The sequence below is a fragment of the Methylophilales bacterium genome (assembly GCA_019823025.1).
GTDB lineage: Bacteria > Pseudomonadota > Gammaproteobacteria > Burkholderiales > Methylophilaceae > BACL14.
The window spans coordinates 1,152,222-1,178,590 of the sequence record CP081940.1 but is presented as its reverse complement, the minus strand read 5'-3'; the positions used below and the strand labels follow the sequence as shown (position 1 = coordinate 1,178,590).

Annotated in this window: 29 protein-coding genes and 2 tRNA genes; 21 read left to right on the top strand and 10 right to left on the bottom strand. The window is 32.9% G+C overall.

Going from position 1 to position 26,369, the window contains the following annotated elements:
- Positions 1 to 15 precede the first annotated feature (15 nt).
- Genes rsmD through K6112_06280 form a run of 3 tightly spaced genes read right to left on the bottom strand, consistent with a single transcriptional unit; the run spans position 16 to position 3,182 of the window.
- Complete coding sequence (gene rsmD, locus K6112_06290; GenBank protein ID QZP17626.1) at positions 16 to 546, bottom strand: 16S rRNA (guanine(966)-N(2))-methyltransferase RsmD; 531 nt, start codon at positions 544 to 546, stop codon at positions 16 to 18.
- Entirely contained in the window at positions 536 to 1,831 is a 1,296-nt protein-coding gene (locus tag K6112_06285; protein ID QZP17625.1) for an insulinase family protein, read from the bottom strand. Before K6112_06285 ends, rsmD begins: the two co-directional genes overlap by 11 nt.
- A complete protein-coding gene (locus K6112_06280) occupies positions 1,821 to 3,182 on the bottom strand; it encodes an insulinase family protein (GenBank protein ID QZP17624.1) in 1,362 nt (453 codons plus the stop codon). Before K6112_06280 ends, K6112_06285 begins: the two co-directional genes overlap by 11 nt.
- A 97-nt stretch (positions 3,183 to 3,279) precedes the next feature.
- Between K6112_06280 and ftsY the strand changes: the two genes are divergently transcribed.
- The 8 genes from ftsY (at position 3,280) to ubiB (ending at position 10,155) form a co-directional block, all read left to right on the top strand.
- Positions 3,280 to 4,428, top strand: coding sequence for a signal recognition particle-docking protein FtsY (ftsY, locus tag K6112_06275; protein QZP17623.1), 1,149 nt, complete (start codon positions 3,280 to 3,282; stop codon positions 4,426 to 4,428).
- Positions 4,425 to 5,102 (top strand): cell division ATP-binding protein FtsE, encoded by a 678-nt coding sequence (gene ftsE, locus K6112_06270; protein QZP17622.1) that lies wholly within the window; start codon positions 4,425 to 4,427, stop codon positions 5,100 to 5,102. Before ftsY ends, ftsE begins: the two co-directional genes overlap by 4 nt.
- A complete protein-coding gene (locus K6112_06265; protein QZP17621.1) occupies positions 5,083 to 5,991 on the top strand; it encodes a permease-like cell division protein FtsX in 909 nt (302 codons plus the stop codon). Before ftsE ends, K6112_06265 begins: the two co-directional genes overlap by 20 nt.
- Positions 5,992 to 6,059: 68 nt before the next feature.
- Entirely contained in the window at positions 6,060 to 6,923 is an 864-nt protein-coding gene (gene rpoH / locus K6112_06260) for an RNA polymerase sigma factor RpoH (GenBank protein ID QZP17620.1), read from the top strand.
- 38 nt (positions 6,924 to 6,961) lie between these two features.
- Complete coding sequence (locus tag K6112_06255) at positions 6,962 to 7,339, top strand: DUF971 domain-containing protein (protein ID QZP17619.1); 378 nt, start codon at positions 6,962 to 6,964, stop codon at positions 7,337 to 7,339.
- Positions 7,323 to 8,060 (top strand): class I SAM-dependent methyltransferase, encoded by a 738-nt coding sequence (locus K6112_06250; GenBank protein QZP17618.1) that lies wholly within the window; start codon positions 7,323 to 7,325, stop codon positions 8,058 to 8,060. The genes K6112_06255 and K6112_06250 overlap by 17 nt, the downstream gene beginning before the upstream one ends.
- Entirely contained in the window at positions 8,060 to 8,632 is a 573-nt protein-coding gene (locus K6112_06245) for an SCP2 sterol-binding domain-containing protein (GenBank protein QZP17617.1), read from the top strand. The genes K6112_06250 and K6112_06245 overlap by 1 nt, the downstream gene beginning before the upstream one ends.
- A complete protein-coding gene (gene ubiB, locus K6112_06240) occupies positions 8,629 to 10,155 on the top strand; it encodes a ubiquinone biosynthesis regulatory protein kinase UbiB (GenBank protein QZP17616.1) in 1,527 nt (508 codons plus the stop codon). The genes K6112_06245 and ubiB overlap by 4 nt, the downstream gene beginning before the upstream one ends.
- 13 nt (positions 10,156 to 10,168) lie before the next feature.
- On the opposite strand, the gene mutM is transcribed toward ubiB, so the two are convergent.
- The 5 genes from mutM to K6112_06215 are packed head-to-tail and all read right to left on the bottom strand — an operon-like array spanning position 10,169 to position 14,964.
- Entirely contained in the window at positions 10,169 to 10,990 is an 822-nt protein-coding gene (gene mutM / locus K6112_06235) for a bifunctional DNA-formamidopyrimidine glycosylase/DNA-(apurinic or apyrimidinic site) lyase (GenBank protein QZP17615.1), read from the bottom strand.
- Positions 10,990 to 11,892, bottom strand: coding sequence for a DUF4340 domain-containing protein (locus tag K6112_06230; GenBank protein ID QZP17614.1), 903 nt, complete (start codon positions 11,890 to 11,892; stop codon positions 10,990 to 10,992). The genes mutM and K6112_06230 overlap by 1 nt, the downstream gene beginning before the upstream one ends.
- Position 11,893: 1 nt before the next feature.
- Complete coding sequence (locus K6112_06225; GenBank protein QZP17613.1) at positions 11,894 to 13,273, bottom strand: GldG family protein; 1,380 nt, start codon at positions 13,271 to 13,273, stop codon at positions 11,894 to 11,896.
- A gap of 5 nt (positions 13,274 to 13,278) precedes the next feature.
- Positions 13,279 to 14,025 (bottom strand): ABC transporter permease, encoded by a 747-nt coding sequence (locus tag K6112_06220; protein ID QZP17612.1) that lies wholly within the window; start codon positions 14,023 to 14,025, stop codon positions 13,279 to 13,281.
- Between the two features lie 9 nt (positions 14,026 to 14,034).
- A complete protein-coding gene (locus K6112_06215; GenBank protein ID QZP17611.1) occupies positions 14,035 to 14,964 on the bottom strand; it encodes an ABC transporter ATP-binding protein in 930 nt (309 codons plus the stop codon).
- Between the two features lie 212 nt (positions 14,965 to 15,176).
- On the opposite strand from K6112_06215, the gene K6112_06210 reads away from it, so the two are divergent.
- From K6112_06210 to K6112_06150, 13 genes are all read left to right on the top strand, one after another.
- A complete protein-coding gene (locus tag K6112_06210) occupies positions 15,177 to 16,850 on the top strand; it encodes a hypothetical protein (protein QZP18500.1) in 1,674 nt (557 codons plus the stop codon).
- A 23-nt stretch (positions 16,851 to 16,873) separates the two neighbouring features.
- Positions 16,874 to 17,431, top strand: coding sequence for a hypothetical protein (locus K6112_06205; protein ID QZP17610.1), 558 nt, complete (start codon positions 16,874 to 16,876; stop codon positions 17,429 to 17,431).
- Complete coding sequence (gene ispE, locus K6112_06200; GenBank protein ID QZP17609.1) at positions 17,432 to 18,295, top strand: 4-(cytidine 5'-diphospho)-2-C-methyl-D-erythritol kinase; 864 nt, start codon at positions 17,432 to 17,434, stop codon at positions 18,293 to 18,295. It begins immediately after the preceding gene.
- Position 18,296: 1 nt separating this feature from the next.
- Positions 18,297 to 18,373 (top strand) — tRNA-Gln (locus K6112_06195).
- Entirely contained in the window at positions 18,338 to 19,348 is a 1,011-nt protein-coding gene (locus tag K6112_06190; protein QZP17608.1) for a ribose-phosphate pyrophosphokinase, read from the top strand. Before K6112_06195 ends, K6112_06190 begins: the two co-directional genes overlap by 36 nt.
- An 87-nt stretch (positions 19,349 to 19,435) precedes the next feature.
- Complete coding sequence (locus tag K6112_06185; protein QZP17607.1) at positions 19,436 to 20,155, top strand: 50S ribosomal protein L25/general stress protein Ctc; 720 nt, start codon at positions 19,436 to 19,438, stop codon at positions 20,153 to 20,155.
- A gap of 47 nt (positions 20,156 to 20,202) precedes the next feature.
- Positions 20,203 to 20,775 carry an aminoacyl-tRNA hydrolase gene (gene pth / locus K6112_06180; protein QZP17606.1) on the top strand — a complete coding sequence of 191 codons (573 nt, stop codon included), beginning with the start codon at positions 20,203 to 20,205 and terminating at the stop codon, positions 20,773 to 20,775.
- A gap of 19 nt (positions 20,776 to 20,794) precedes the next feature.
- A complete protein-coding gene (ychF, locus tag K6112_06175; GenBank protein QZP17605.1) occupies positions 20,795 to 21,880 on the top strand; it encodes a redox-regulated ATPase YchF in 1,086 nt (361 codons plus the stop codon).
- Between the two features lie 55 nt (positions 21,881 to 21,935).
- Positions 21,936 to 22,012: transfer RNA gene (locus K6112_06170), tRNA-Met, on the top strand.
- Between the two features lie 54 nt (positions 22,013 to 22,066).
- On the top strand, positions 22,067 to 22,756 hold the full coding sequence (locus K6112_06165) for a class I SAM-dependent methyltransferase (protein QZP17604.1): 690 nt from the start codon (positions 22,067 to 22,069) through the stop codon (positions 22,754 to 22,756).
- A 16-nt stretch (positions 22,757 to 22,772) separates the two neighbouring features.
- Positions 22,773 to 23,426 (top strand): FkbM family methyltransferase, encoded by a 654-nt coding sequence (locus K6112_06160; GenBank protein QZP17603.1) that lies wholly within the window; start codon positions 22,773 to 22,775, stop codon positions 23,424 to 23,426.
- A 9-nt stretch (positions 23,427 to 23,435) separates the two neighbouring features.
- Entirely contained in the window at positions 23,436 to 24,407 is a 972-nt protein-coding gene (locus K6112_06155) for a hypothetical protein (protein ID QZP17602.1), read from the top strand.
- On the top strand, positions 24,404 to 24,595 hold the full coding sequence (locus K6112_06150) for a DUF2970 domain-containing protein (GenBank protein QZP17601.1): 192 nt from the start codon (positions 24,404 to 24,406) through the stop codon (positions 24,593 to 24,595). Before K6112_06155 ends, K6112_06150 begins: the two co-directional genes overlap by 4 nt.
- 6 nt (positions 24,596 to 24,601) lie before the next feature.
- Here K6112_06150 and K6112_06145 read toward each other — a convergent pair whose 3' ends face one another.
- Positions 24,602 to 25,720, bottom strand: a complete 1,119-nt coding sequence (locus K6112_06145; GenBank protein QZP17600.1) for a GNAT family N-acetyltransferase — start codon at positions 25,718 to 25,720, stop codon at positions 24,602 to 24,604.
- A gap of 41 nt (positions 25,721 to 25,761) precedes the next feature.
- Positions 25,762 to 26,241 carry a hypothetical protein gene (locus tag K6112_06140; GenBank protein QZP17599.1) on the bottom strand — a complete coding sequence of 160 codons (480 nt, stop codon included), beginning with the start codon at positions 26,239 to 26,241 and terminating at the stop codon, positions 25,762 to 25,764.
- Positions 26,242 to 26,369: the final 128 nt, after the last annotated feature.

The window sequence follows — 26,369 nt, the reverse complement described above, 5'->3', positions numbered from 1 at the left end:
AATAAATTTTAGAATTTAATGCACTAAATGGAAGTATACCTTCCCTACCCTTGAGGTTTTTATTATTTCTAAAAAATTTTCAGGTAGTTTTATATTTGTTTCGAAATAAATTACGCCATTGGGCTTTAAAAATTTTCTAATGAACTCTATTAATTGGATAGAGTTGTCTAATACAAATGGTGGGTCAAAAAATATGATATCAAAAAGCTCTTCATTATTTTTTATAAAAAAATCTGCATGTATTTTTTTTATAATGGCATTATCTGCCTTGAAATTTTCTTTATTTTCAATAAGTTTTTGGAAAGTGCTTGGGTTATTCTCAACAAATATGCATGACTCAGCATTTCTAGATAGCGCTTCAAAACCCAAAGCACCCGTGCCTGCGAACAAGTCTAAACACTTTTTATTATTTAAATCTTGCCCAAGCCAATTGAAAAGTGTTTCTCTAACTCTACCTAAGGTGGGTCTTAATCCCTTCGCTTCATTAAATGAAATATTCTTCCTCTTCCATTTTCCACCAATAATTTTTACATTATTATCTTTCATCAACTCCTACAATGACGGTTGAAAATTCATTTAAGTCTACTCTCTTTTTGAAGGCAGTTTTAATTTGATCAACCGTAACTGCATTAACTTTATCTATATATGTTTTTAGATAGTCTAAGGGATAATTATAAAAAGCCATCATCGAAACATAATTCATTATTTTTTGATTGCTGCCAAATCTGAGTGCAAATCCACCTGTAATATTATCTTTAGAGGCCTGAAGTTCAGATTCGCTTGGTCCATTATCAATGAAATCCTGGATAGTGGTTTCAATTAATCCCATAGCTTCATCAACTTGGTCCTTAGAAGTTTGTAATGCAACTTCGAAAGGACCTTTTTTAGAAAGTGGCATGAAGTAGCTATAGACACTATAAACAAGTCCTTTTTTCTCCCTGATTTCATATGTTAAGCGAGAACCAAAGCCACTCCCCCCTAAAACATGATTACCAACGTATAGAGGGAAAAAATCAGGATCATTTCTTTTCATAATTGGAACACCATAATATAAGTGAGCTTGTTTTGCAGGATGGCTAATTCTTGTTTCTTGTTTCTTAACCTGTTTAACATCCGGGATTGCCTTAATATTATTATTTACAGGCAGTCCACTTGAAATATCTTTTGCAATTGATTCTGCTTCAGCTTGTGTTAAGTCACCGACAATGACAATGTCTGCTTGATTTGCCACATAATACTCTTTATAGAATTTTTTAAGATGCGATACCTTAATTCTGTTTATTGAGTCAATTGTTCCTGAACTTGGGAGTCCGTAGGGGTGTTCACCATAGATTGATTTCATGAATTTTTTAGTGGCAATTGCCTCGGGCATCGTCTGTGCTTGCGCAATGTTGGCAACATATCTCTTCGCCTCTCTATCAAGGATTTCTTTATCGAAGTTTGGTTTTTGCAAAACTATCTTAAACAACTCAATGGCTTTAGACTTTTCCTCAGAAAGTGTTCGCAATGAAAAACTGCTTTGATCTCGATTGAAATTGCTACCAATTTGGGCGCCAATGTCTGCGAAACTATTCATCAACTCTTGTTCACTCATGCCTGCTGATCCAGAAAACATAAGATGGTTTGTCATAGATGCTACGCCATTAGTCTCTTTCGAATCTCTGACGCTTCCCGCACTAAACATAACATTAACGTCAACGACAGGTAGACTATGGTTTTCAACAAAATAAACTTGTGAGCCATTAGGAGTTTTCCAATTTTGTATATTTAAATCTGCATATGCATATGATGAAAAAAATAAAATTAATAAAACTAATCTATTAGTGAACATGTGGCTTCCCTTTTTTTGGTTTACTTGTATCTAATGGCTGAGGATCAATTGTCACAACGGTCAAAGTGTCATCTGTAAAGTATTTGGTTGCTGCATTTTGTATATCGTTTGACGTCACTTTTTTTATATTTTTAATATAGTCGTCCAATATCTCATATGAATAACCTTGCGTTTCAAGTTGACCAATCTGCATTGCCGCATTAAAAACTGAATCTTTTTGATAAACATCGTCTGCAATCACAATAGTCTTTACTCGCTTTAATTCTTCTTCAGTTACACCATCACGCTTTATCTTGTTAAGCTCTTCTTTTAATGCTTCAATTAATTCACTCGAAGAAGTTGTTTCACTTGGTGTCGCGTAAAGCTCAAATGAGCTTTCATTCCCTCTATTGACCATTGAATAACCTGCCCCTACATTTAAGGCTATTCTTGAATCTCTAACTAAATTTTGTGTGAGTCTCGCTGAGCTTGATTGAGAAAGAATTCCTACTAAGACCTCAAGAGCAAATTGATCTTTACTAATTTCTTGCGAATTTTTATTTAGGGTTGGCGCTCTATAACCCATTTGCACATATGATAATTTACTTGGAGCTTTTAGGATTGAAGTTCTTGTCCCATTTTGTTTTGGTTCTTGTTGCGGCTTTCTTTCAGGCAAAACAATTGGTGGTATTTGCCCAAAATATTTTTCTGCCATTTTAAATACTTCGTTAGCTTTAACATCACCAGCAACAACTAGTATGGCATTATTTGGGCCATACCAATTTTTATACCATTCTTCAGCGTCACTGTGTGTCATATTTTCTAGATCATTCATCCATCCAACAATTGGTTTGCCATATGGGTGAGCATGAAACATGAGTGTGTTAAATAGCTCATTTGCTTGTGCTTTTGGGTTGTCATCTGTGCGCCATAACCTTTCTTCCATAACAACCTTAATCTCTTTTGCGAATTCCTCTTCAGATACGACTAAGTTTTGCATTCTATCGGCTTCCATTTTCAAAGAAATTGGTAATTGACTTTTTTCAAGTTGCTGAAAATAGCATGTATAGTCTGCTCCAGTAAAAGCATTCTCTCTTCCACCTGCTGCGGCTATTATTTTAGAAAATTCACCAGGCTTAGTTGTTTTAGTTCCTTTAAACATCATGTGCTCTAACAGATGAGCCACTCCTGTTTTACCATTCACTTCGTCTAAGCTCCCCGCCCGATACCATACTTGTGAAACAACAATAGGTGCTCTATTGTCTTCTTTAACAAATATTTTTAAGCCATTTTCAAGAGAGTGTTTGTAAACAGTGGTGTAACCTGTAATTGGAATAAAAAACAGTAAAAATAAGATTTTAAATAACTTCACATTAAGTCCTTATATAGTTAAACATCGTTGATTATAATTAAGTATAATCGACTAATACTACTCGAATAAGTTCGTATAATTACTTAAGAATAAGAAGATGTTTGATTTTTTAAAAAAAATAATTAAAAAAAAAGATAAACCTCCTCAGAAACCTAAAAAAGTTCAGCCTAAAGAAAAGAAACCTGCTCCTCAGAAACCTAAAAAAGTTCAGCCTAAAGAAAAGAAACCTGCTCCTCAGAAACCTAAAAAAGTTCAGCCTAAAGAAAAGAAACCTGCTCCTCAGAAACCTAAAAAAGTTCAGCCTAAAGAAAAGAAACCTGCTCCTCAGAAATCAAGCTTTTTTGGATTAGGTGAAAAACTTAAGGAGGGTCTCACAAAAACAAGAGAGACTTTGAATGCTCAATTCACTGATTTATTTTCAAGCAACAAAATTGATGATTCGTTTTATGATGAGTTAGAAATGATTCTTCTGACTGCAGATGTTGGTATATCTGCCACTACAATGCTTATTGAAGAAACAAAGGAAAAGGTAAAAAAAGATAAAGTTACTGATCCATTGGAATTAAAAAAAATTCTTAAAGACTGTCTCGTTGAATTATTAAAAAAAATCGAACAGCCATTAAATATAGATAACGCAGGTCCATTCGTTATGATGATTGTCGGCGTTAATGGTGCAGGAAAAACAACTACCATTGGTAAATTAACAAAAATATTTCAATCACAAAATAAGAAGGTTTTAATTGCTGCAGGAGACACTTTTAGAGCAGCTGCAGTTGAGCAATTATCAGTATGGGGGGAGAGAAATAATACTCAGGTAATCGCTCAGCAGAATGGAGATCCAAGTGCTGTAATATTTGATGCTGTAAATTCAGCAAAATCAAAAAATATTGATGTTGTTTTAGCGGATACGGCAGGGAGATTGCCGACTCAAAAAAATCTAATTGATGAGATAACAAAAATAAAAAGAGTCATAACAAAGTGTCATTCTGTTGCGCCTCAAGAAGTAATGTTAGTCATTGATGCAAATACTGGTCAAAATGCGATCAATCAGCTCAAAATATTTAATGACGCTTTGAACGTAACTGGTTTGATTATAACCAAGTTAGATGGCACAGCGAAGGGTGGAATTGTTGCGGCTATTGCAAAAGATCAACCAACACCATTGAGATATGTTGGTGTAGGAGAAAAAATCGATGATTTAAAGGTTTTTAATGCAGAGGACTATGTTGAGGGGATGATTGAATGATAACCTTTGAAAAAGTATGTAAGAGTTATCCAAATAGCCCTGAAATACTACAAAATATTAATTTAGAAATATCTTCAGGTGAGCTTGTATTTGTTACTGGTCCATCAGGCGCAGGGAAAACGACACTTCTTAAACTTATATCGGCCATAGAAAAACCAAGCTCAGGATCAATTATTTTTGAAAGTCAAAATCTTTCAAGCATTAAAGATAAAGAAATACCTATCCTGAGAAGGCGTTTTGGAATGATATTTCAAGACCATAAACTGCTTTACGATAGAAATTGTTTTGAAAACGTTGCCCTGCCATTGGAAATTAATAACATGACAAAAGCAGATATAAATCGAAGGGTAAGAGCTGCACTTGATAAAGTAGATTTGCTCAAAAAAGAAAAAATGATGCCCGTTACACTCTCGGGAGGAGAGCAACAAAGATTGGCAATTGCCAGAGCGATTGTATCAAGACCTTCAATTCTTATTGCAGATGAGCCTACAGCAAATCTTGATAAAGAGTATGCAGAGGAAATAATGAATATTTTTTATAGTTTCCAACAAGTTGGTGTAACTGTCATTATTTCAACACATGAAATACCATCAACTAAAATTAATTTTAAAAGATTCCAACTCAATGGAGGATCAATTCAAAATTTAATAAGCCATGTTCAAATACCTTCATAATCACTATCAGGCTTTTTTAAATGGATTTTCAAGATTCATTAACAATATTGGTGCATCCATTATGATGATCATTGTCATTGGCATAACCCTTTGCTTACCAAGTGCAGGTTTGTTGCTTATTGAAAATGCGAGCCAAATTTCACAAAATATAGAACACGAAGCGGAAATTAGTATTTTTCTTGATAAAACCGTCTCAAAAGACCAAATTGACTTCATTCAATTAAGCCTCAAAAAAAATAGTTTAGTAAAAAAAATTCATTTTGAACCCAAACTGATTGCCTGGGAAAAACTTCAAATTAAACTTGATGTAGCAGTAAGCTCAAGTGTTTCTGCCAACCCACTTCCTGATGCTTTTTTTATATCATTAAATACACTTGATGAAATTAAAATTCAAAAACTCATAGACAGTCTTGATGGGATTGATGGGATTGATAGTGTCATACTAGACGGAAATTGGATTAAAAAGCTTAGAATTGGTCTATCGCTAGGAAAACTAAGTATATTTTTTATAGCTTCACTTTTAATAATTGTCCTTCTGGTTGTAATTGGAAATACAATTCGCCTCCAAACGCTTACATATAAAGATGAAATTGAAGTCAGCAAATTAATTGGTGCAACAAATGCTTTTATTCAAAGACCTTTCATGTATACAGGCATATTATATGGGCTAGGGGGAGGGATTCTTACCATTTCTATATTAAAACTATCCGTCTTTGGTTTAAATGCCACATTAAATAAGTTAGTTTCAATATTTGGTACAGATTTCATTTTTAATGATTTGCCACAAAATTATTACATGTACATTATAGTTCTAGCGATGCTTATTGGCCTAGTTTCATCATATATCTCAGCAAGAAATTCGATCCAAAGACTAAAAATTTATAAATAAAATATTGTTTTAATTGAACTTTATACAGAAAACTAGCACTCATGTATAAAGAGTGCTAAAATATTACTATGACAAATACATTTTCATTATCAAGATATAACGTAACTGACAGTTTTGATTTATATCAAAGAGAAATTAGAGCTTTTCCTTCACTTACCGCTGAAGAAGAGCATGAGCTTGGTACAAAATTAAAACTTAACAATGACCTAGAAGCAGCAAAAAAACTAATTTTGTCGCATTTAAAATTAGTTATCAAAATTGCTAGGTCTTACAGTGGGTATGGCCTTCCAGTATCTGACCTTGTTCAAGAGGGTAATGTTGGCCTAATGAAAGCTGTTAAAAAATTTGATGTAGATAAGGGCGTTCGTTTGGTATCTTATGCCATTTTCTGGATAAAAGCAGAAATACAAGAATATGTTGTCAAAAACTGGCGTTTGGTTAAAAACGCAACTACAAAAGCTCAAAGAAAACTCTTCTTTAATTTAAGAAGCATGAAGAAAACTTTAAAGCCATTAAGTGTTGATGAAATACGATCGATTGCTAATGATTTGAATGTAAAAGAATCTGATGTAAAGGAAATGGAATACAGAATGAACGGTCAAGAATTAACAATAGACTATTCAGATGATGATTCTGATGAAGATTCATTTAGACCTATCTCCTACCTCGAAGATAAATCATTAAACCCACATGACGCACTTCACGAAAGCCAGGCTGAATCAAATAATTTAGAATTACTTAAAAATGCCATGGCAACCTTGGATGAAAGAAGCGAGTCGATTATTAAAGCTCGATGGTTGGGTGAAGATAAAGCAAAAACGTTGAACCATCTTGCAAATAAATTTAATGTCTCAGCAGAGCGTATCAGGCAAATTGAAAAAATTGCTATGGATAAACTGAAAGTAGCAATGAGTAAAGAAAGATTAGATTAATTCTTTCTGATAAAATTAGCCATTTTTAAAGATTAACTATGGCTTCCTCACCGACACCTATTGCAATAAACCTCCAACAAAAGTCAAAGTTACTTCATATTGTTTTTAATGATCAAACAGAATGTAAGTTATCATGCGAATTCTTAAGGGTATACTCCCCTTCTGCAGAAGTTCAAGGTCATCACCCTTCTCAAGCAGTTCTTCAAATAGGTAAGGAAAATGTCAACATTCTTAAAATTTCTCCTGTAGGACAGTATGCAATAAAATTACACTTTTCTGATGGTCATGACACCGGCTTATATAGTTGGGCATATCTTTATAAATTAGCAAAAAATTATGATCAACTTTGGATGGAGTATATTATGAAGTTAGATGAATCAGGCGTTAAAAGAAAGGTTGATGATAGTGAACAATAAAACACATTTCGGATTTGAGTCAGTAAATAAAAATATAAAGGCAAAAAAAGTAAAAGATGTCTTTGAGTCAGTTGCTACTAAATATGATCTTATGAATTCTTTAATGTCAGGGGGGTTGCATAAGACATGGAAAAAATATTTCACCCAGATTTTATCATTAAAAAATAACTCAAAAATCCTTGATTTAGCAAGTGGTACAGGTGATGTCTGTATTGAGCTATCAAACCAAAATAAAAACTTCCAGATCTTTCACACCGATATAAATATCAAAATGCTAGAACAAGGAAAAATAAAATTAATTGATCATGGCAAAATAATCCCAAGCATAGTTTGTGATGCTGAAAAAATCCCCTTTCCATCAAATTATTTTGATTGTATAACAATAGCCTTTGGGTTAAGAAATGTTACAAACAAAGAAGAGGCTTTGTCAGAAATGTATAGAGTTTTATCTCCTGGTGGAAAATTAGTTATCTTAGAATTCTCAAAAATTTGGGGACCACTCTCAAAAATTTACGATGGCTTTTCCTTTAATATACTGCCTAAGCTAGGTAAAATTTTTGCGAAAGATGAAAGTAGCTATCAATATCTCGTTGAATCAATAAGAATGCATCCAGATCAAAAAACATTACAATCAATGATGCAAAATCAAGGATTTGATAATACAAGCTTTCAAAACCTATCTGGGGGTATTGTTGCAATTCATCAGGGATATAAATTTTAGTGGAAAAATTAAGAAAAATTATTCTGAATCATGTTTTATTTCAAAACGATTGGATGAGCACAAGATTAAATAAATTTCATAACAAAACTATCCTCATCAAAATCTCAGAGCTATCTATGTACTTTAGTGTTAACAAAAAGGGTTTGTTAGAATATATTGGTCAGGTAAAAAATCCTGATGCTTCAATTTCTATGCCTATCAAAAGCCTAATTAATCAAATACTTCATAAAGAAAATAAAGATATCACCATCAAAGGTGATATTGATTTGGCAAGGGAAGTATCTGAAATATTGAAAAAAATTAAATGGGATGTAGAGGAAGATTTAAGTAAAATTATTGGTGATGTAGCAGCAAACAGAGTAGGAATTTTGGGAGAAAGAGTCTTCAATGAAAGTAAAAAAATTACAATAAGTATAGCTGAGGCATTCAAAGAATATTGGGAAGAAGAAAAGCCCTTAATTGCAAAAAAAAATAGGGTACATCAATTTTTAGCTGAAATAGACAACATCAGTGAGGATGTAGAGCGTATTGAAGCTAAGATTAATAGCTTAGCGCTAAAAATTTCAAAATGATTATTTTTAGAATAATCTTTATTATTTTCATCGTGCTCAAATTTCGACTTGATGAGTTTTTTAAATTACGTAAAAACTCTCTTTTATCTATTTTGCTCTACCCCCTTAGCCTTATCAAATCCAAAAAAAATAATCGAGCAATTCGGCTCAGGCTTGCTCTCGAAAGTTTAGGCCCAATATTTATAAAATTTGGACAAATGCTTTCTACAAGGAAAGACTTATTACCTAATGATATTGCAATTGAACTCACTAAGCTTCAGGACAAAGTACCACCCTTTGAGTTTAAGAAAGTTAAACAAACAATAGAAAATGCTTATTCAAAAAAAATTTCATCCGTATTTAAAGAATTTAATGAGAAACCTGTAGCAAGTGCATCAGTGGCGCAAGTTCACTTTGCCATACTCCACAACGGAGAGAAAGTAGCTGTCAAAATTCTTCGCCCAAACATAGAAAGTGAAGTTAAAAAAGATATTAAATTACTTCATTTAATTGCAAATATTTTATACAAAATTTGGTCAGACGGTAAGAGATTAAAACCAGATGAAGTCGTCTCTGAATTTGAGAGACATACGCAATCAGAACTAAATCTATTACTTGAGGCTGGTCATTGTAGTCATCTCGGCGAAAACTTTAAAGATAAAAAATTATTAGTTGTTCCAAGTGTTTTTTGGGACTACTGTCACGAAAAAGTTATGGTGATGGAAAGAATGGATGGAATTCCTATAAGTAATATTGATGCCATCAAGAAGAATAAAATTAATTTATCCGAATTAGCAAAGAATGGAGTTGAAATATTTTTTACACAAGTCTTTCGAGATGGTTTTTTCCACGCAGATATGCATCCTGGGAATATTCAGGTTGCAAAAAGTGGAAAATATATTGCAATGGATTTTGGAATAATGGGTACGCTTAATGACCAGGATAAACTTTATTTAGCCAAAAATTTTGCTGCATTTTTCAAAAGAGATTATCGTGAAGTTGCAAGGGTTCATATTGAATCAGGGTGGGTCCCGGCTGAAACCTCTATTGATGAATTTGAAAATGCAATTCGTTCGGTATGTGAACCAATCTTCAATAAACCCCTTAAAGATATTTCATTTGGAAAGCTACTCATTAGGTTATTTCAAACTTCTAAAAAGTTTAATATGGAAATACAACCTCAATTAACCATGTTACAAAAAACGCTTCTTAACGTTGAGGGTTTAGGTCGTGAACTAGATCCAAATTTAGATCTATGGGTAACAGCAAGGCCCTTTTTAGAAAATTGGTTAAAGGAGCAAATTGGCCCCAAGAACTTAATAAATAGAATAAAAAAGGAATTTCCTAATTGGGTGGACATTGCTCCTCAATTACCTACACTTCTTCATGCTTATTTGAATAATCATAATAAAGATTCATACACAATCATTGAAAAAGATATCCGAAAATCAATTGAAGGAATAAAGCTTAGGCAAGATAGAATTATATTGGTAATGATTATTTTATTTATGGTTATAACGTTTGCAGTCCTCACATTTATATAAAATTTAAGTAACTTTAAACTTGACAATTTTTACAATAAAAACTTGACCTCTGCGCAATTCTTAATTGATATATCCTTCCCTCGCACTTATTGCAACTTTCATTTTCTCTTCCATAGACATTGTGCTCATTTTGAAAATACCCGCTTTGCCCATTAACGCTAAAAAAGTCATTAAGTGTACTTCCCCCTCTTTCAATTGCCTTTTGGATAACCATTTTTATAGAATCAACTAATATACCAATTTCCTTTTTTTTGATCTTTTGAGATCGGCGTTGAGGTCTAATGGAAGCAAGAAAAAGGGATTCGCTAGCATAAATATTACCAACGCCGACCACAGAGTGGCTATCCATTATTGTGCTTTTGATTGGCTGTTTTTTTCTTTTAACTATCTCGTATAAGTAGTCAGCATTGAATTCATCCGATAAAGGCTCGGGGCCAAGGGTTGCTATAAGTTTATGATTAGACGGGTTGTCATCTGTCCATATCATCGCCCCAAACCTTCTTGTATCGTTATATCTTAATATTTTTTTATTGCCATTTACATTGAAACATATATCGATATGATCATGTTTTAAGAGACTTTTTTTTTCGTTAACGATTGATATCCTTCCAGACATTCCAAGGTGGATAATTAGGTATCCATTTGAAAATTGAGCAAGAAGATACTTTCCTCTTCGTAAAAGCGAAATTAATTTTTGTGAATTAAGTATTTTTTTTAGATTAGGGTTTACTGGCCACCTTAGCGAATGGTTTCTGACATCAACACTAGAAACTATGCCATTTATGAGAGGTAATAAGCCAAGTCTTGTTACTTCAACCTCAGGTAGTTCAGGCATTATTCTTTTTCTTTTACCTTTACATGGGGATTTAGCATTGTGAATCCTAGATCTCCCGGGAATCGATACATTAGCCCTTCATCTTTTCGATACAAATGAAGTTGAGGGGATTCTTGAATTTTATAAAATGTTACTTTTTTATTATCATTAACTATGACATCAAAGCTTTTATACCCAAGCCTTGAGTCCATCTTAAAACTTTCAACTGAGAGGGCTTGCAAGCCATCCCAAGAAACACTCAGCCATTCAACAATGTCTTCCTGGGTAGTTGAGACATTTATGCCTTTCGTAGACCACCTACCATTTTTTTCAACAAGCTTTAATTGGTTTTTTTGCCATTGCTCTAATCTTGAAAAATTAAAACCTTGAATCATTTCATAGGGCGCAATAGGTCTCTTATCAATGAACTCAATTGGAACATAGGATGCAGTTTCGGAAAATAGGCCATTCACAATAAATACATCATCTTTATATTTTATATACTGATTTTCTGAAATTGGATTATAAGTCCCAAATACAAACTCTTCTTTCAACGACTTTTCATTATTTAGGAATGTTAATTTTAACTGAGGCTGGTCAAGACCATATTTTTCTAAGTCATCACTTTTAAGTTTTTCAGGGCTCCTTGAGGCTAGGATTGATAGAAGTTGATATACATAACGCTCATTTGCTCTACCTTTAACTGGTGATAAAATTTTCCAGTGATCTTCAATTATTTTAAAATGTACTTTTGCTTTTGATGGAAAATTTAACTCTATTTCGTCAAAATCAGAAAGCTTAAGGTTGGTTACTTCAAGACCTTTTATAATTTCAGGTTCTTCCTTTAAAGACTGGAAGGCTACTAAACTTGCACCAATTAATACAACTAGTAATATTAAATTAGTAACCCATTTATTAGTCATATCAGGCTTTTCTTCTTCTGAACCAAACAACAAAACCTAAAATGAACAAACCGATTGGAATAAAATATTGAAATGAATGAAATATGCTCCATGCAATAAATACTGACTTACTATCGTTCGGGATGCTTACATTTATATCTTTAAGTGGCATTGGCTGAATGGTAATTAACTGATCATCACCAGCAAGCCAATTAATAATATTGATACCTAAATCTAAATTACCACCAGAAGTGATGAAGGTATTTGATAAGAATGCCGCATTGCCAACCACGACAACTCTTTGCCCAATTTCTCCAAACTTCCTTTTAAGTGCAATTCCAATGTTAATAGGTCCCTCTTTATCCTCACCCTTTACAAAATTAAATTTATCATCGCCATTTTTTTTGCTTAAGGGGAGCCATCCACCTGTAGCAACTTCTATCAACTCACTCACTTCCCATCCATTCTCATAGGAGTCTTGAGCATTCACTTCGTGGGCATTAGAATATATAGTCCTCAACATAAAATTTCTTGTAATCGGATGATCTCCATAAATAGTTGAAAAAGTTATATTTTCATCACCCCCATATTCTTCAGCAAGTGGATCAATAACTGAAATATCGGATACATTCAAAGCTAAATAATTTGCAAGACTATCAAGCCCTTTAAAATTATTATCATCCAATAGCCATAGAAGATTTCCACCCTGCTCTACATAATTTAATATTTTTTTTGCCTCTACTTTTCCAATATTTACTTGGGGGCTTGCAATAATTAACATTGCCCCTTCCTTAGGGACCTCGCTTAGAGCTGTTAAATCTGGATTTGCAAGCTTGAGTCCTTTGTTTCTTAATTGATCACCAAAGCCACCTAAGTCATTTGTTTTTTTACCGATTAAGTTTTTTTCACCATGACCATCGAGATATAAGATTGGTTTTTGATTTGTTCTGGAAAGCCTAACGAGAAGGTTTGTAAATTCTTGTTCAGCAAATGGTGGTGATATATGTTCTGTTCTTTTATTATATTCAACAACAACTTCTCCATCACTTCTTATGCCTAGCTCCTGTAAAAGCTTTGGTTCTTCAATTGGGTTAATAAATGTTATGTTTATATCTGACTTAGCTCTCTGGTACTTAGCAAAAAAATCTACGATACTTTTCCTAAAGTTTTCGCTACCATCATCATTCGATGCAAAAATTGTAAGCTGTATAGGATCTTTCATACTCTCAACGACCTCAATACTGCCTTTAGTAAGTACGCTCCTATTGGCTTGGGTCATGTCTTTAACATAGACAAACTGTTTGGCCAAAAAGCCAATAACAAATACCAAAGATAAAAATAAAATAAGAAATAAACTATTTTGTAGAGAATATTGTAATTTAAATTTTTTATTCGCTTTCACAGCAGTTATCCCCTGAGCCTATCTGAATCAAGCCTTCTAACAGTTAACGTTAAAAAGGTAACAATAAAAAGCAAATAATAAACAATATCTGCGCTATCAAAAACTCCCCTTGTAAATGATTGATAATGTTTTGTCATTGAGATGTAATTAAACCAGTGGCTTGGATCGCTCGCAAAATAACTTCCTAATCCGACCATCGAAACAAGTGCAATAAATGTTGTGATTGCAGCAATAATCGGCTGGTTCGTTAGGCTAGAGAAAAAAATTCCTAGTGCTGTAAAACTTGCAATTAATAAAATGAATCCAAAAGAGTTACCAATTAGGTATCCAAAATCTATATCAGCCCATATATTAAGTGTTGAAAGCATGGCAAAAATATAGATAACAAGAATGCTTAAGAATATAACCAAACCTAAGAATTTACCTACCACTATTTCGGTGAGTGATATTGGGGCGCTTAACAAAAATGGCATCGTTTGACTCTTTCTTTCTTCACTAATCAACCTCATAGTAAGCATGGGGGTCGTTACAGAAAGCAAAAAAAGTGCGGTACTGTAAATTTGAGACCCAACATAGATTGTGACGCCAACTCTTTCAGCGGGTCGAACGGCCCCAGACATAACTTCAAAATAACTATTAACCCCTTGCAAATATAATGTTCCAAACCCAAACATCAAAATTGACAGTATTATCCACCCCATCGGTGATGCAAATAAACTTTTTAATTCTTTTCTGGCAACGTTAATAATCATAAATTCTCTTTAACTAGTTTGCGTTAAATTGACAAAGGTCTCTTCTAAGCTCGTTACGTCCATATTTATGTGATATAAACCCCAGCCCTCTTTCACCGAAAGATTGACAATTTCTTCAGCGGGTAGGTATTTATCTTTGAAGTGGAATCTAAACATTCCATTTTCAGCATCCTCGACTCTATCAACCCCTTTAATTTTTTTTAATTTGCTTATCGCCGGAGCTTTTGAAAAACCAACTAGCAACTTATTTCCTCTTCTTTGTGCCTTTAGATCATCTATAGAACCGTGAAAAACGAGTTTTCCATTATCAATAATTTGCACACGATCACAAACCATTTCTACTTCGGGAAGAATATGAGTGGATATAATCACACTGTGTTGCTTGCCAATATCTCTAATTAATTTACGTATTTCTCTTATTTGGATTGGGTCTAAACCAACCGTAGGCTCATCAAGAATAACAATTTCAGGATTGTGGATGATAGCTTGCGCTATCCCAACTCTTTGTTGGTAACCATTAGATAAGTTTTCAATTAATCTTTTACTCATATGAGACAAACCACATCTGTCTTTTGCTTCTTCAAGAGCTTTTTTAATTTTTGGTGAAGGTACTTTATGAAATCTAGCGGCAATAGTTAAATACTCATTTACTGTAAATTCTTTGTAAAGTGGTCTCATCTCAGGCAAATAACCTATCAGTGCCTTAGCTTTCTTTGGCTCTGAAATAATATCAATCCCACATATTCTTACATCTCCGTTTGTGGGCGCAAGATTGCCCGTAAGCATCCTCATGGTAGTTGATTTACCTGCTCCATTGGGTCCTAAAAAACCGAGAACTTCGCCTTTTTTAAGCTGAAAAGAAACATCGTTGACCGCAACGTTTTTCCCAAAACTTTTAGTAAGATTTGATGCCTCTATTGTATTTTCAAACGTAGTCACGTAAATCTAATTTCCAAACAATTTATTAATAATTTATTAGGAGTGTATATTAAAAAAAAAGTTTAAAGAAGTAAAAAAAAGTTTAAAGATAAATGAATTATCTTTTAAAATCTAAGTCATTAAGCGAGTTATAATTGATTTAAATAATTCTACTTTACATAAAAGATCTTAGAATGAGAAAAAACATAATATTTAATAAAACACTTTTCGTAATAATTAGCACCTATTTTTTTATCGTAATTTCTTTTAATTCTTCATTCGCTAATCAACAAGATAATTTTAATCCTAATCTTCCACCAAAAATTACTGATGCGAATGCAGAATTTGTTTATAAGTTTCTTCTAGCAGAAATAGCTACTCAAAGAGGTGATTTTAATTCTGCCGGTCATCTTTACCTTGATTTAGCAAAGCAAACTCACAGTATTCCTTTAGCTGAGAGAGCTACAAGGGTTGCGGGAAGTTCAAGAAATGGTCGCGTCGCTCTTGACTCGGCAAAAGTGTGGAGTAGTTTAGATCCCAAATCTGTCCAAGCCCAGCAAATTTTAGCTGAACTATATATTACAAGCGGAAACTTAAGTAAGGCTAAACCGATTGTAAAAAAATTACTTGAGCAAGATACATACCGAGGAGAAGGTTTCTTATATTTAAATTCTATACTTGCGAAGGTAGAGAATAAAAAAAATGCTCTTAGATTTATTGTCGATATTGCTGAACCTTATCCCAATAGTAAGGAGGCACATTTTGCAATTGCACATGCCGCTTATTTCGCCAACAATAAAAAATTGACTAGCTCTGAACTTGCTAAAGTAAAAAAAATTGATCCTAAGTGGCAAACGGCAGTTTTATTTGAGGGTTATATCATAGGACTAGAATCACAAGAAAAAGCGTCAAATTTTTATGTTAACTATCTGAAGCAATATCCTGATGCGAGTGAAGTAAGACTGGAGTATGCAAAGCTACTTACAAGCCAAAAAAAATATAATTTAGCAAAAGATGAATTTCTTAAAATAGTAAATAGTTCACTTGCGTCTGCAGAAATAAGTTTTACTGTTTCATTACTTGCTATCGAGCTAGGAGATTATGACTTAGCAGAGAAATTTCTGATGCAAAGCCTTGAAAGAGGGTATCCACAACCCGAACAAATTTACATCTACCTTGCACGTATTGAAGACACAAGAGGTAATTATAATGAAGCTCTCGCTTGGTTAAACAAGATTAATTCTGGCCCATCTTTTATTGAATCTAAAATATTAACCGCAGAGTTAATAGCTAAGTATGAAGGGAATGATCAAGCATTAGAGAGCCTAGATCAATATATCAACTTAACTCCAGAGGCCAAGTTGGAATTATTCAGAGCAAAAATATCAATTTTATATAGCGACAATAAAGAAACAGAAGCATATGATTTGATGAAAAAAGAAGAGGAAAATTTTAAAAACTCTGCAGAGTTCAAATATGATTACGCCATGCTTGCAGAGAGGATGGGGAATACAGTCCTTATGGAGCAGCTTTTAAGAGAGGCAATAAAAATTAAGCCTGACTATGCAGTTGCATACAATGCATTAGGTTACTCATTTGCCGACAGAAACATAAAGCTTGATGAAGCAAAGATAAATATTGAAATAGCCTTATCTCTAGAACCTAGGAACCACTACATTATGGACAGTATGGGTTGGGTACAATATAGACTAGGCAATATCGATGTAGCCCTTGATTTTTTAAGAAAGGCTTACGAAATTAAAAAAGATCCCGAAATTTCGGCTCACCTAGGTGAAGTTCTTTGGCACGCAAATAAAATTGATGAGGCTCAAAAAATATGGGACGAATCATTGCAACAATATCCTGATAATAAGATATTATTAAAGACTGTTAAGAAATACCGATAACTTTTTTTTAAAGTAGGCAAATAATGAAATTTATTTGTATTTTAATATCTTTTTTCCTGGTTAGTTGCGCTTCAATTGATAAAACTCAACCAGAAATAGTTTCCTACAAAGATTATTCCAACCAAACCAATGTAAATGATTTTGTTAACCTAGCTTTTTCAGCCAAAATTACTCTTTTTGTTGAAAAAAAAGGGTTTACCGGAAAGCTTATTTGGAATACAAAAAACGGTAAAAGTAGTATTACCATTCTAAACCCCTTCAATTCAGTTATTTCTAAAGTTTATTTAGATAAATCAAATAACTCATTAAAAATTAGTAACTTATCAAAGAATAAAAAAGAAATCGAAGATATCATTAGGCAAATCTTTGGTAATAAACAAAATGTTTTTATTCTAGAGAAGTTAATTATGACCCCACCAACTCAACTCACTAGCAAAAAAAATGTCTCGCTATCTTATGCAGATTGGAAGGTAGATTATGAGGGGGTAATAGAGAAAGAAAACAAAATTTTCCCGAAGTACATCGAATTAAACAAAAATAAAATTACACTTAAAATATATATTATTAAATGGAAATCTTGATTGAATAAAAAAGACTATAAGCAAGAAGGTTATGAGGAGTTTAAAGCGCCTGCAAAAATTAATTTATTTTTAAAAATAATAGGTAAAAGAGATGATGGCTTCCATAAGCTACAAAGTGTTTTTCAACTTATAGATTTATATGACTATATTTATATAAGGATCAGAAGTGACACTCAAATAAATTTTATCAATGAATCGATTGAGATCGATAATCAAGATGACCTTGGGCTTAAAGCGGCAAGATTAATTCTTAATGATAAAAATATTGGTGTCGATATTTATATCAAAAAAAATATCCCACTTGGAGCAGGTTTGGGTGGGGGAAGTTCCGATGCAGCAACTATACTCATGGGAATCAATAAATTAGCCAATATAAATCTATCAAAAAAAGAATTAATGACGCTTGGCCTAGGGCTAGGTGCCGATGTTCCATTCTTTATATTTGGGGAAAACGCATGGGTAGAAGGAGTTGGCGAGAAACTAAGTAAATTTAACATTCCTAATTTCATTTATTATTTGTGTTACCCCAACTTTTCTATCTCTACAGAGTCAATATTTAAATCATTTAAATTGACAAAAGTCCCAATTACATTGAAAATGTCGACCTGTTTTAGTGAAAAAATTGACCAAGAATGTAATGACTTGGAATCTACGATAACTAAAAAATATATAAAGATGAAAAAATTATTGAGTTGGATGAATAATTTTGGATTTGCTAAAATCTCAGGAACAGGCTCAAGTGTTTTTGTAAAAATAGCAGATGTAAAAGAAACTCAATTTGTTGATGAGAAAAAACCAATAGATTTTAAAAGTTTTATTGTAAAAGGACTATCTAAACATCCTTTTTATGATGTTTTAAGTTAAATGGGGAGTCGCCAAGCTGGTTAAGGCACATGGTTTTGATCCATGCATGCGAAGGTTCGAATCCTTCCTCCCCAGCCAATTTTTTTAAATGCGGAGGTATTTGTGAAAAACGAAAATCTAATGGTTTTTACTGGCAATGCCAATAAAGATCTTGCAAAAAAAGTTGCCTCTAATTTAGGTCTAAAACTCGGTGAAGCGACTGTTGGTAATTTTAGCGATGGAGAAACCATGCTAGAACTTCTTGAAAATGTTCGAGGAAAGGATGTTTTCATTTTACAGTCAACTAGTTTTCCTACTAACGATAATCTAATGGAAATCATGGTGATGGTCGATGCACTCAGAAGGTCTTCTGCTGCAAGAATAACGGCTGCAATACCATATCTAGGCTATTCAAGACAAGATAGAAGGCCAAGGTCAGCAAGAGTAGCTATTACTGCAAAGGTAGTTGCCAATATGCTTACTGGAGTTGGGGTAGATAGACTTCTGACGATGGACCTTCATTCAGATCAGATACAAGGTTTTTTTGAAATTCCAGTTGATAACATATACGCAACACCTGTTTTGCTTGAAGATTTAAAAAAACAAAGCTATGAGGATGCTGTAATAGTTTCCCCAGATGTCGGAGGGGTTGTCAGAGCAAGAGCGATGGCAAAGATTCTTGGTAGTGATTTAGCGATTATAGACAAAAGGCGTCCAAAACCGAATGTGTCAGAGGTGATGAACATTATTGGTGATGTCAATGGTCGTACATGCATCATAGTCGATGATATTGTTGACACAGCGAATACACTTTGTGAGGCAGCGTTAGCTTTAAAAAAGAAGGGTGCGGAAAAAGTTGTTGCGTATGCCACACATCCAATTTTTTCAGGGAAAGCCATTGAATCAATTCAATCCTCTGAGCTTGATGAAATTGTAATTACTGATACAATTACGCTTGAAAAAAATGCTCTAGGCTGCGAAAAAATAAGGCAACTGTCAGTCGCTAAAATTTTAGCTGAGACAATAAAAAGAATTAGCCATGAAGATTCTGTAAGCTCTTTATTTATTGATTAAAAAATAAAAGCTTTTTTTGAATGATGAGTAATTTAAAAACATAAATAGACCTGGTCGCGGGTCTATTTAAATTTTAGGAGTTCTATAATGAAAATTGAAATAAATGCAGTATTAAGAGATGCGAAAGGTACGGGTGCGAGCCGCCGTCTTCGTCATGAAGGAAAGGTTCCAGGTGTTCTTTATGGTGGAAATGGTGATGCAAAAAGTATTGAATTGAATGCTAAGGACTTATATATGCAATTCAAACATGAAGCATTTCATGCCTCTATCCTTACTCTAAATTTAGATGGTAAGAAAGAGTCTGTTCTACTTAGAGACTATCAAATGCACCCTGTTAGGAACAATATTCAACATATTGATCTTCAACGAATTGATGAAAATAAGAAGCTAAGTGTGAAAATTCCATTCCACTTCTTGAATGAAGATGTTGCGCCTGGAGTAAAACTCGAAGGTGGAGTTGTTTCGCACATCATGGTCGATGTTGATATCTCATGTCTTCCTAAAGATCTACCAACCTATATAGAAGTTGATTTAGTAAATTTATCTATTGGTGATTCGATTCATCTGTCAGAAATAAAGGCGCCAGAGGGTGTAGAGTTAACTGCCTTGTCTGAAGAAAATGATCCTATTATTACTTCTATATCTAAACCTAAGGTTGTTGTCGAAGAAACACCAGTGGCTGCTGAAGGTGAAGAAGGTGAAGAAGGTGAAGAAGGTGAAGAAGGTGAAGAAGGTGGTGAAGCTGCTGAAGGTGGCGACGAAAAAGCTGCTGAAGGTGGCGACGAAAAATCAGATAAAAAGGATTAGTAGGTTTTTATAGCGCACTTAATTACAAGTGCGCTATCCTATCACTAATGAACAAAATAAAGCTCTTTGCTGGATTAGGTAATCCTGGAGAAAAGTATCAAAATACACGCCATAATTGTGGTTTTTGGTGGATCGATTTTGTAACCAACAATCACCGACTCAATTTAAAATACAATGCAAAATTTAATGGCGATATTGCTAAATATACCGAGGACGGTAATTGTTTTTTCCTTAAACCCACAACGTTTGTGAACGAAAGTGGAAAATCCCTTGCAGCTGTAGCTAATTTCTACAAAATCCAACCTGAAGAAATTCTTGTTATTCATGATGAATTAGATATTGAGCCTGGAAAGATTAAACTAAAACTTGGTGGCGGTGATGGTGGGCATAATGGCCTTAAAAGTATTACTGACTCAATAAAAAGTAAAAATTTCTGGAGAATTCGTATTGGTATTGGTCATCCTGGAAATAAGAATCTAGTAAGTAATTTTGTATTAAAACCTCCTTTAAAAAAAGAAAATGAGTTAATTGAAGATTCAATACTTAATAGTTATAAAATTTTTTCTCTACTTAAAAGCGGTCAGTTTGAAAAAGCAATGTTAAATCTTCATTCAGTTTAAATATTATGGAATTTATTATATGAAATGTGGAATTGTAGGACTCCCAAATGTAGGTAAATCGACGCTTTTTAACGCTATCACTAAGGCAGGCATTGATGCTGAAAACTATCCTTTTTGTACAATTGAACCAAATATTGGCATCGTAGAAGTTCCTGATCAACGAATTTCAAAACTCGAAAACATAGTCTCTCCAGAAAAAACTCAACCCGCCACGGTTGAACTAGTAGATATTGCTGGTTTGGTGTCAGGCGCTTCTAAAGGTGAGGGTTTAGGCAATAAATTTTTAGCTAATATTAGAGAGACTGATGCAATAATGCATGTAGTTCGATGTTTTGATGATGAAAATATTATTCATGTTTCAGGACACATCAACCCTATATCTGATATTGAAACTATTAATACTGAATTAATTTTATCTGATATTGAGACACTTGATAAAGCTATCCAAAAAGAGTCAAAAAAATCAAAATCAGGTGATAAAGATTCCCAAAAGTTATTAGAATTGTACAAAAAAATTCAGATAGTTTTTAATGAAGGTAACCTTGCATCAACATTAGAAATGACGGCAGAAGAGATTGTATTGATTAAACCACTTTGCCTAATCACAATTAAACCAATAATGTTTGTCGCTAATGTAGATGAAAATGGCTTTGAAAATAATTCTTCATTAGATGAATTAAGCACTTATGCAAAAAAGCTTGATATTCCTGTTGTAACAGTTTGTGCAAAAATAGAATCAGATATCGCTGACCTAGAAGATGAAGAAAAAGAAATTTTTCTTACAGAGTTGGGATTGGAAGAACCAGGTCTAAATAGATTAATCAGGGCCTCCTATTCACTCTTAGGTCTACAAACATACTTTACAGCTGGGGTTAAAGAGGTTCGTGCATGGACCGTTAAAATTGGCGCAACAGCTCCTGAGGGAGCAGGTGTGATTCATACAGATTTTGAGAAAGGCTTTATAAAAGCAGAAGTTATTTCATATCAAGACTATATTGATTTTTTTGGTGAACAAAAAGCAAAAGAAGCTGGTAAGCTCCGCCTTGAAGGAAAGGATTATATTCTTAAAGACGGTGATATTGTTCATTTTAGATTTAACGTTTAGTAACACTTTGACTTTAACAAGTTATGAAAATATAATCTCACGCTTATTGTTTATTGGTGATGTAGCTCAGGTGGTTAGAGCGCAGGATTCATAATCCTGAGGTCGAGAGTTCAAGTCTCTCCATCACCACCATTATTTTTATTAAAATAAAATTCAAAATATACTTTAAGGGTGTAATATTTTTAAATGAAAAAATATTCTGACATTTGGAGCCAATCTAGAAAATTAAAATCTGACAAATGGGAACATTACTTTGAAATTTATGATCATTGTCTCTCAAAATTTTACGAGAAAAAAATAAGCTTTTTAGAAATTGGTATTCAAAATGGTGGGTCCTTAGAAGTTGCACAGAAATTATTCTCTCCTAAATCTTTAATATCGGGATTAGATATAGATAAGCAATGCGCAAACCTATCCAACATCCTCAGTAATGTAAATATTTTTATTGGGTCACAATCTGACGAAAAAATATTAAACAAAATTGTTTCTGAGCATAATAAAAAATTTGACGTAATCATTGATGACGGCTCTCATCTTCAATCGGATATGATATTTACTTTTACAAGATTATTTCAATTTTTAAATGATGGAGGGGTATATCTAATAGAGGATACTCATACCAATTACTCTCCATTACATCAAGAATCTTTTTTTGGTATTGGTTTATATGATTATTTCAAAGGCATATCAGAAAGATTAAATCTTGACTATATGGACCCACAATCACGCCAAAGATTTAAAATTCCGAGAGAGCAGAGGGAGAGTAAGAATTATTATTATGATATTAGCCATTTTATTTATTCAGTAGAATTTTTTGATTCAGTGATAGCTATTCGAAAAAAACAAAAATTAGAACCTTTAAGAATACAAAAATAATATTAAAAACTGTAATATGAATAAAAAATTTTTATACGGTTGGTGGCTACCCAAAGAAGATGAGCATTTTGAAGGTTACTTTGCTAAATCAATTAAAGCTGGTGATAAACTACTTTACCAACCTCATCATATAGATAGGTGTTTTTATCATATTAAAAATAGAAAAAATGTAGCTATTGATATTGGTGCTCATTGTGGTTTTTGGAGTTTTTACTTAGGGGGAAACTTTAAAAAAGTTTATGCTTTTGAGCCTGTTGAAATTTTTAGAGATTGTTTTAAAAAAAATATCCCTCATGCAAATGTTGAGGTAATTCCAGTTGCTCTAGGAAATGAGAATGGTTTTGTAAGCATGAATGTAGAACTTAAAAATACTGGCGCTACCCATGTTTCAAATAAACTAAATGAAGCAGATAAAGTAACAATGAAAAAACTTGATGATTATGATTTAAATAATATTGATTTTATAAAAATTGATGTAGAAGGATATGAGAATCAAGTTGTCCTTGGTGCAAAAGAGACTCTAATAAGAAATAAACCAATTGTTATAGTTGAACAAAAAGGTTTTTCAAATGAATTCAATGATGGTCAATTCAAAGCAATTGAAACATTAGAATCATACGGGGCGAAAGTTATTGATAAAGTAGTAAAAGATTATATTTTATCTTGGTAAAAATTAATTATGAAGAATATTCATTGGTTAGTTCCGCAAAAAGTAAAAGATCCAGATGATATATCGCATAGTAATCTTGCCTCCGTGAGGTTAAGAGCTGGACTTTTTAATCAATCTGTTTTTAAAAATTATAAAGTAAACTTTAATGAGTCGATTTCTAATTTTAAAGAAATCGATATTTTATTTGTTGGTAAATTTTCGGCAAACAGAGAGGATTTATTTGATAAATGGCTTGATTACATTGAAAAACTTAGGAAATTGGGTAAAAAAATTTACTTTGATTACACTGATAACCACCTGGATTTCGCTACTTTGCCAAGTAAGTTTTATAATGAAGCTATAAAAAAAGATGACTCAATAATTACTTCAAGTAAAAAATTAAAAACACACCTTACTCATAAATTTAAAAACGTAACTGTGATTGAGGATCCAATTGAAATTGAAATACAAAAGATAAAAAAAAATAATAGTAATCGTTTTTTATTTTTTGGGCATCCAACAAATTTAAAGTATTTATTTGAGCTAATCCCTTTTTGGGATCAATCAAAGAGTTATGATCTTATAATTCAAACATCTGATGATGGTTTAAATTTTATTCAAGAACATTCTAAGTTCATACAAAAACCTTCAAACCTTCAAATTCACCTTCAACGTTGGAGTATTGCAAATATGATACGAGAATCTGACTTATCCTCTGGAGTAATTATTCCTGGAGATATAAATGATAAGAGAAAAAATGGAGTGAGTCACAATCGCTTAATAACCGCATTCTCTTTAGGTCTTCCAGTGTCTGCTACTAAATATGATTCCTACCTAGAATTTGATAATCAGTTTGCCGATATTGACAATAAAAAAGAATTTATAAACTTTCTTAAGAATCCAAGCTTATTTCGTAGCAGAGTGATGATGGCACAAAAAAAAGTAAAAAATTTTACTAAAGAGAATTTAGCTGGCAAATGGTTAAGATTAATTACAAATTGAAAAATCTTATTTTTATAATCAAGAGCGTATTGGCTTCTTTTTGCGGAATTCAATCAAATAAAAAGTTTGATCAAGATGATAGCTTTATCCAAAAAAATGGTGTCTCAAGTTTTATTTTAATTGGTTTTGGTCTTGTCTTTATACTTGGTTTGGTTCTCTATTTTATAGTTGACTTGATTCTAAGCTAATAAATTTTATTTGCCCTTATATGGCGACCTCTCTTCTAGTTCATTCGAATAAATATCCATATATTTTTTTTCTTTACTCAAGAAGCTCTCAATTGCAACTTTAAACTCAGAATTTGCAATAAAGTGATTTGAGTAAGTCTTAAAGGCATCGAACCCACGAGCCAATTTATGTTCTCCTTGTGCACCGCCTTCAAAGTACTTTAATTTATTTTGAATACAAAACTCTTGTCCTGCGTAGTAACAAAGTTCGAAGTGTAGGCTAGGAATATATTCTAGTGCGCCCCAATATCGACCATATAGGCTCTGCTCGCTAATAATATTAAGCGCACTTGCTATTCTCCTTCCCTCTTTCTCCGCAAATATAAACACAAGCTTGTTAGGCATATTATTATTCAATTGATAAAAGAATTCTTTTGTTAAATAAGGGGACGAATTATGCAGCATGTAAGTATTGCAATAACACGCGTAAAAAAATTCAATATCTTCATCAGTGACTAAGTTGCCCTGCTTGGTAATAACTTCAATATTCGAATTATTGATTTTCTTTCTTTCTTGTTTGATTTTTTTTCTCTTGTTATGAGAGAGGTTTGATAAAAATTGCTCAAAATTATCATAATCTTTATTTTCCCACCTAAATTGAACGCCCTCACGTTGTAACCAACCCATATCATTAAATAAGATGGCATCTTGTTCATTCGGAAATAATATGTGGCAAGAAGAAATTTTATGATCGAGTAAAATTTTTTCTAAAGCTTTCACCATCATCTTCTTAATATCGTTACTTTCAGCGATGATTCTCCTACCAGTAATTGGACTAAATGGGATGGCCGAAATCATTTTGGGATAATAATTTAATCCACTTTTATGAAAAGCTTCTGCCCATGACCAATCAAATACATATTCCCCATAGGAATGCTCCTTAAGATATATAGGCATAAAACCAATTATCTTTCCTTCTGATTTCGCCACAATTGGGTAGGGTATCCAGCCAGAGTTTTTTCCAACAGATCCTGAAGTTTCTAGTGCACTATGAAAACCATAAGACAAGAATGTTGAATTTATCTTTAGCTCAGAGAGCTCATTTTTTAAAGTTAAAAAACTGTTTGCTGAAGTAATCTCAATCATTAACTATTGAGTCTTCTAATAAGGATAAAGTTTAAAGAGAATTAATTGATTTTTTTGGTTTTAGTTTTGTTCTTTTGGGCTGTTGCGGGTGATGTTTTTTTGTTACTTTTGACTATTTGCGAACTTTCATCTTGATTGACATTCACTTTATCTTGATAGGCTTTTGCTAATATTGCCATTTCATCAAAACTAATTAAAAAATCATTATTAGTGTCTACCCTTCTAAACTGCCTTGCAATTTGTGGAAGGCATACTGTAGTTTCATAAACATCTAACTGCTCATTATTGTCAGAATCACATAAAATAAATCTCCTTTCAACACTTTCGAGCATCTCTCTTCTTCGCTCTTCGTATATGATGTTTACTTTGTCTTCTGACCTTGAGAAGTCTGATAAAGCATTATGTATTTCTTCTAATTCAATAGATTGATTGGAATTTGTGATTCTAACCTTTTGCAAGTCAACCTCAGCATTGGCATGCCAAGTCACAAATAATAATGGTAAAAGAATTAGTTTATTCAAATTTAAATTAACGCCTTTTTCTTTAAACGGTCAATCATTTTGCTACTACAATGTTAACCTAATATTACAATTAACTGTGAAATTGTAACAGAACTGTAACGATTTAAATATGCTCATTTAGCTTTTAT

What these genes read in the sequence shown, in the direction of transcription:
- K6112_06205 (QZP17610.1), top strand. Translation starts at nt 16,874, where the DNA reads ATGAAATTTATTTGTATTTTAATATCTTTTTTCCTGGTTAGTTGCGCT.
- K6112_06160 (QZP17603.1), top strand. Translation starts at nt 22,773, where the DNA reads ATGAATAAAAAATTTTTATACGGTTGGTGGCTACCCAAAGAAGATGAG.
- K6112_06190 (QZP17608.1), top strand. Translation starts at nt 18,338, where the DNA reads ATGCATGCGAAGGTTCGAATCCTTCCTCCCCAGCCAATTTTTTTAAAT.
- ychF (QZP17605.1), top strand. Translation starts at nt 20,795, where the DNA reads ATGAAATGTGGAATTGTAGGACTCCCAAATGTAGGTAAATCGACGCTT.
- rsmD (QZP17626.1), bottom strand. Translation starts at nt 546, where the DNA reads ATGAAAGATAATAATGTAAAAATTATTGGTGGAAAATGGAAGAGGAAG.
- ubiB (QZP17616.1), top strand. Translation starts at nt 8,629, where the DNA reads ATGATTATTTTTAGAATAATCTTTATTATTTTCATCGTGCTCAAATTT.
- ftsE (QZP17622.1), top strand. Translation starts at nt 4,425, where the DNA reads ATGATAACCTTTGAAAAAGTATGTAAGAGTTATCCAAATAGCCCTGAA.
- K6112_06145 (QZP17600.1), bottom strand. Translation starts at nt 25,720, where the DNA reads ATGATTGAGATTACTTCAGCAAACAGTTTTTTAACTTTAAAAAATGAG.
- K6112_06165 (QZP17604.1), top strand. Translation starts at nt 22,067, where the DNA reads ATGAAAAAATATTCTGACATTTGGAGCCAATCTAGAAAATTAAAATCT.
- K6112_06185 (QZP17607.1), top strand. Translation starts at nt 19,436, where the DNA reads ATGAAAATTGAAATAAATGCAGTATTAAGAGATGCGAAAGGTACGGGT.
- K6112_06265 (QZP17621.1), top strand. Translation starts at nt 5,083, where the DNA reads ATGTTCAAATACCTTCATAATCACTATCAGGCTTTTTTAAATGGATTT.
- rpoH (QZP17620.1), top strand. Translation starts at nt 6,060, where the DNA reads ATGACAAATACATTTTCATTATCAAGATATAACGTAACTGACAGTTTT.
- pth (QZP17606.1), top strand. Translation starts at nt 20,203, where the DNA reads ATGAACAAAATAAAGCTCTTTGCTGGATTAGGTAATCCTGGAGAAAAG.
- mutM (QZP17615.1), bottom strand. Translation starts at nt 10,990, where the DNA reads ATGCCTGAACTACCTGAGGTTGAAGTAACAAGACTTGGCTTATTACCT.
- K6112_06220 (QZP17612.1), bottom strand. Translation starts at nt 14,025, where the DNA reads ATGATTATTAACGTTGCCAGAAAAGAATTAAAAAGTTTATTTGCATCA.
- K6112_06155 (QZP17602.1), top strand. Translation starts at nt 23,436, where the DNA reads ATGAAGAATATTCATTGGTTAGTTCCGCAAAAAGTAAAAGATCCAGAT.
- K6112_06230 (QZP17614.1), bottom strand. Translation starts at nt 11,892, where the DNA reads ATGACTAATAAATGGGTTACTAATTTAATATTACTAGTTGTATTAATT.
- K6112_06250 (QZP17618.1), top strand. Translation starts at nt 7,323, where the DNA reads ATGATAGTGAACAATAAAACACATTTCGGATTTGAGTCAGTAAATAAA.
- K6112_06255 (QZP17619.1), top strand. Translation starts at nt 6,962, where the DNA reads ATGGCTTCCTCACCGACACCTATTGCAATAAACCTCCAACAAAAGTCA.
- ftsY (QZP17623.1), top strand. Translation starts at nt 3,280, where the DNA reads ATGTTTGATTTTTTAAAAAAAATAATTAAAAAAAAAGATAAACCTCCT.
- K6112_06285 (QZP17625.1), bottom strand. Translation starts at nt 1,831, where the DNA reads ATGTTCACTAATAGATTAGTTTTATTAATTTTATTTTTTTCATCATAT.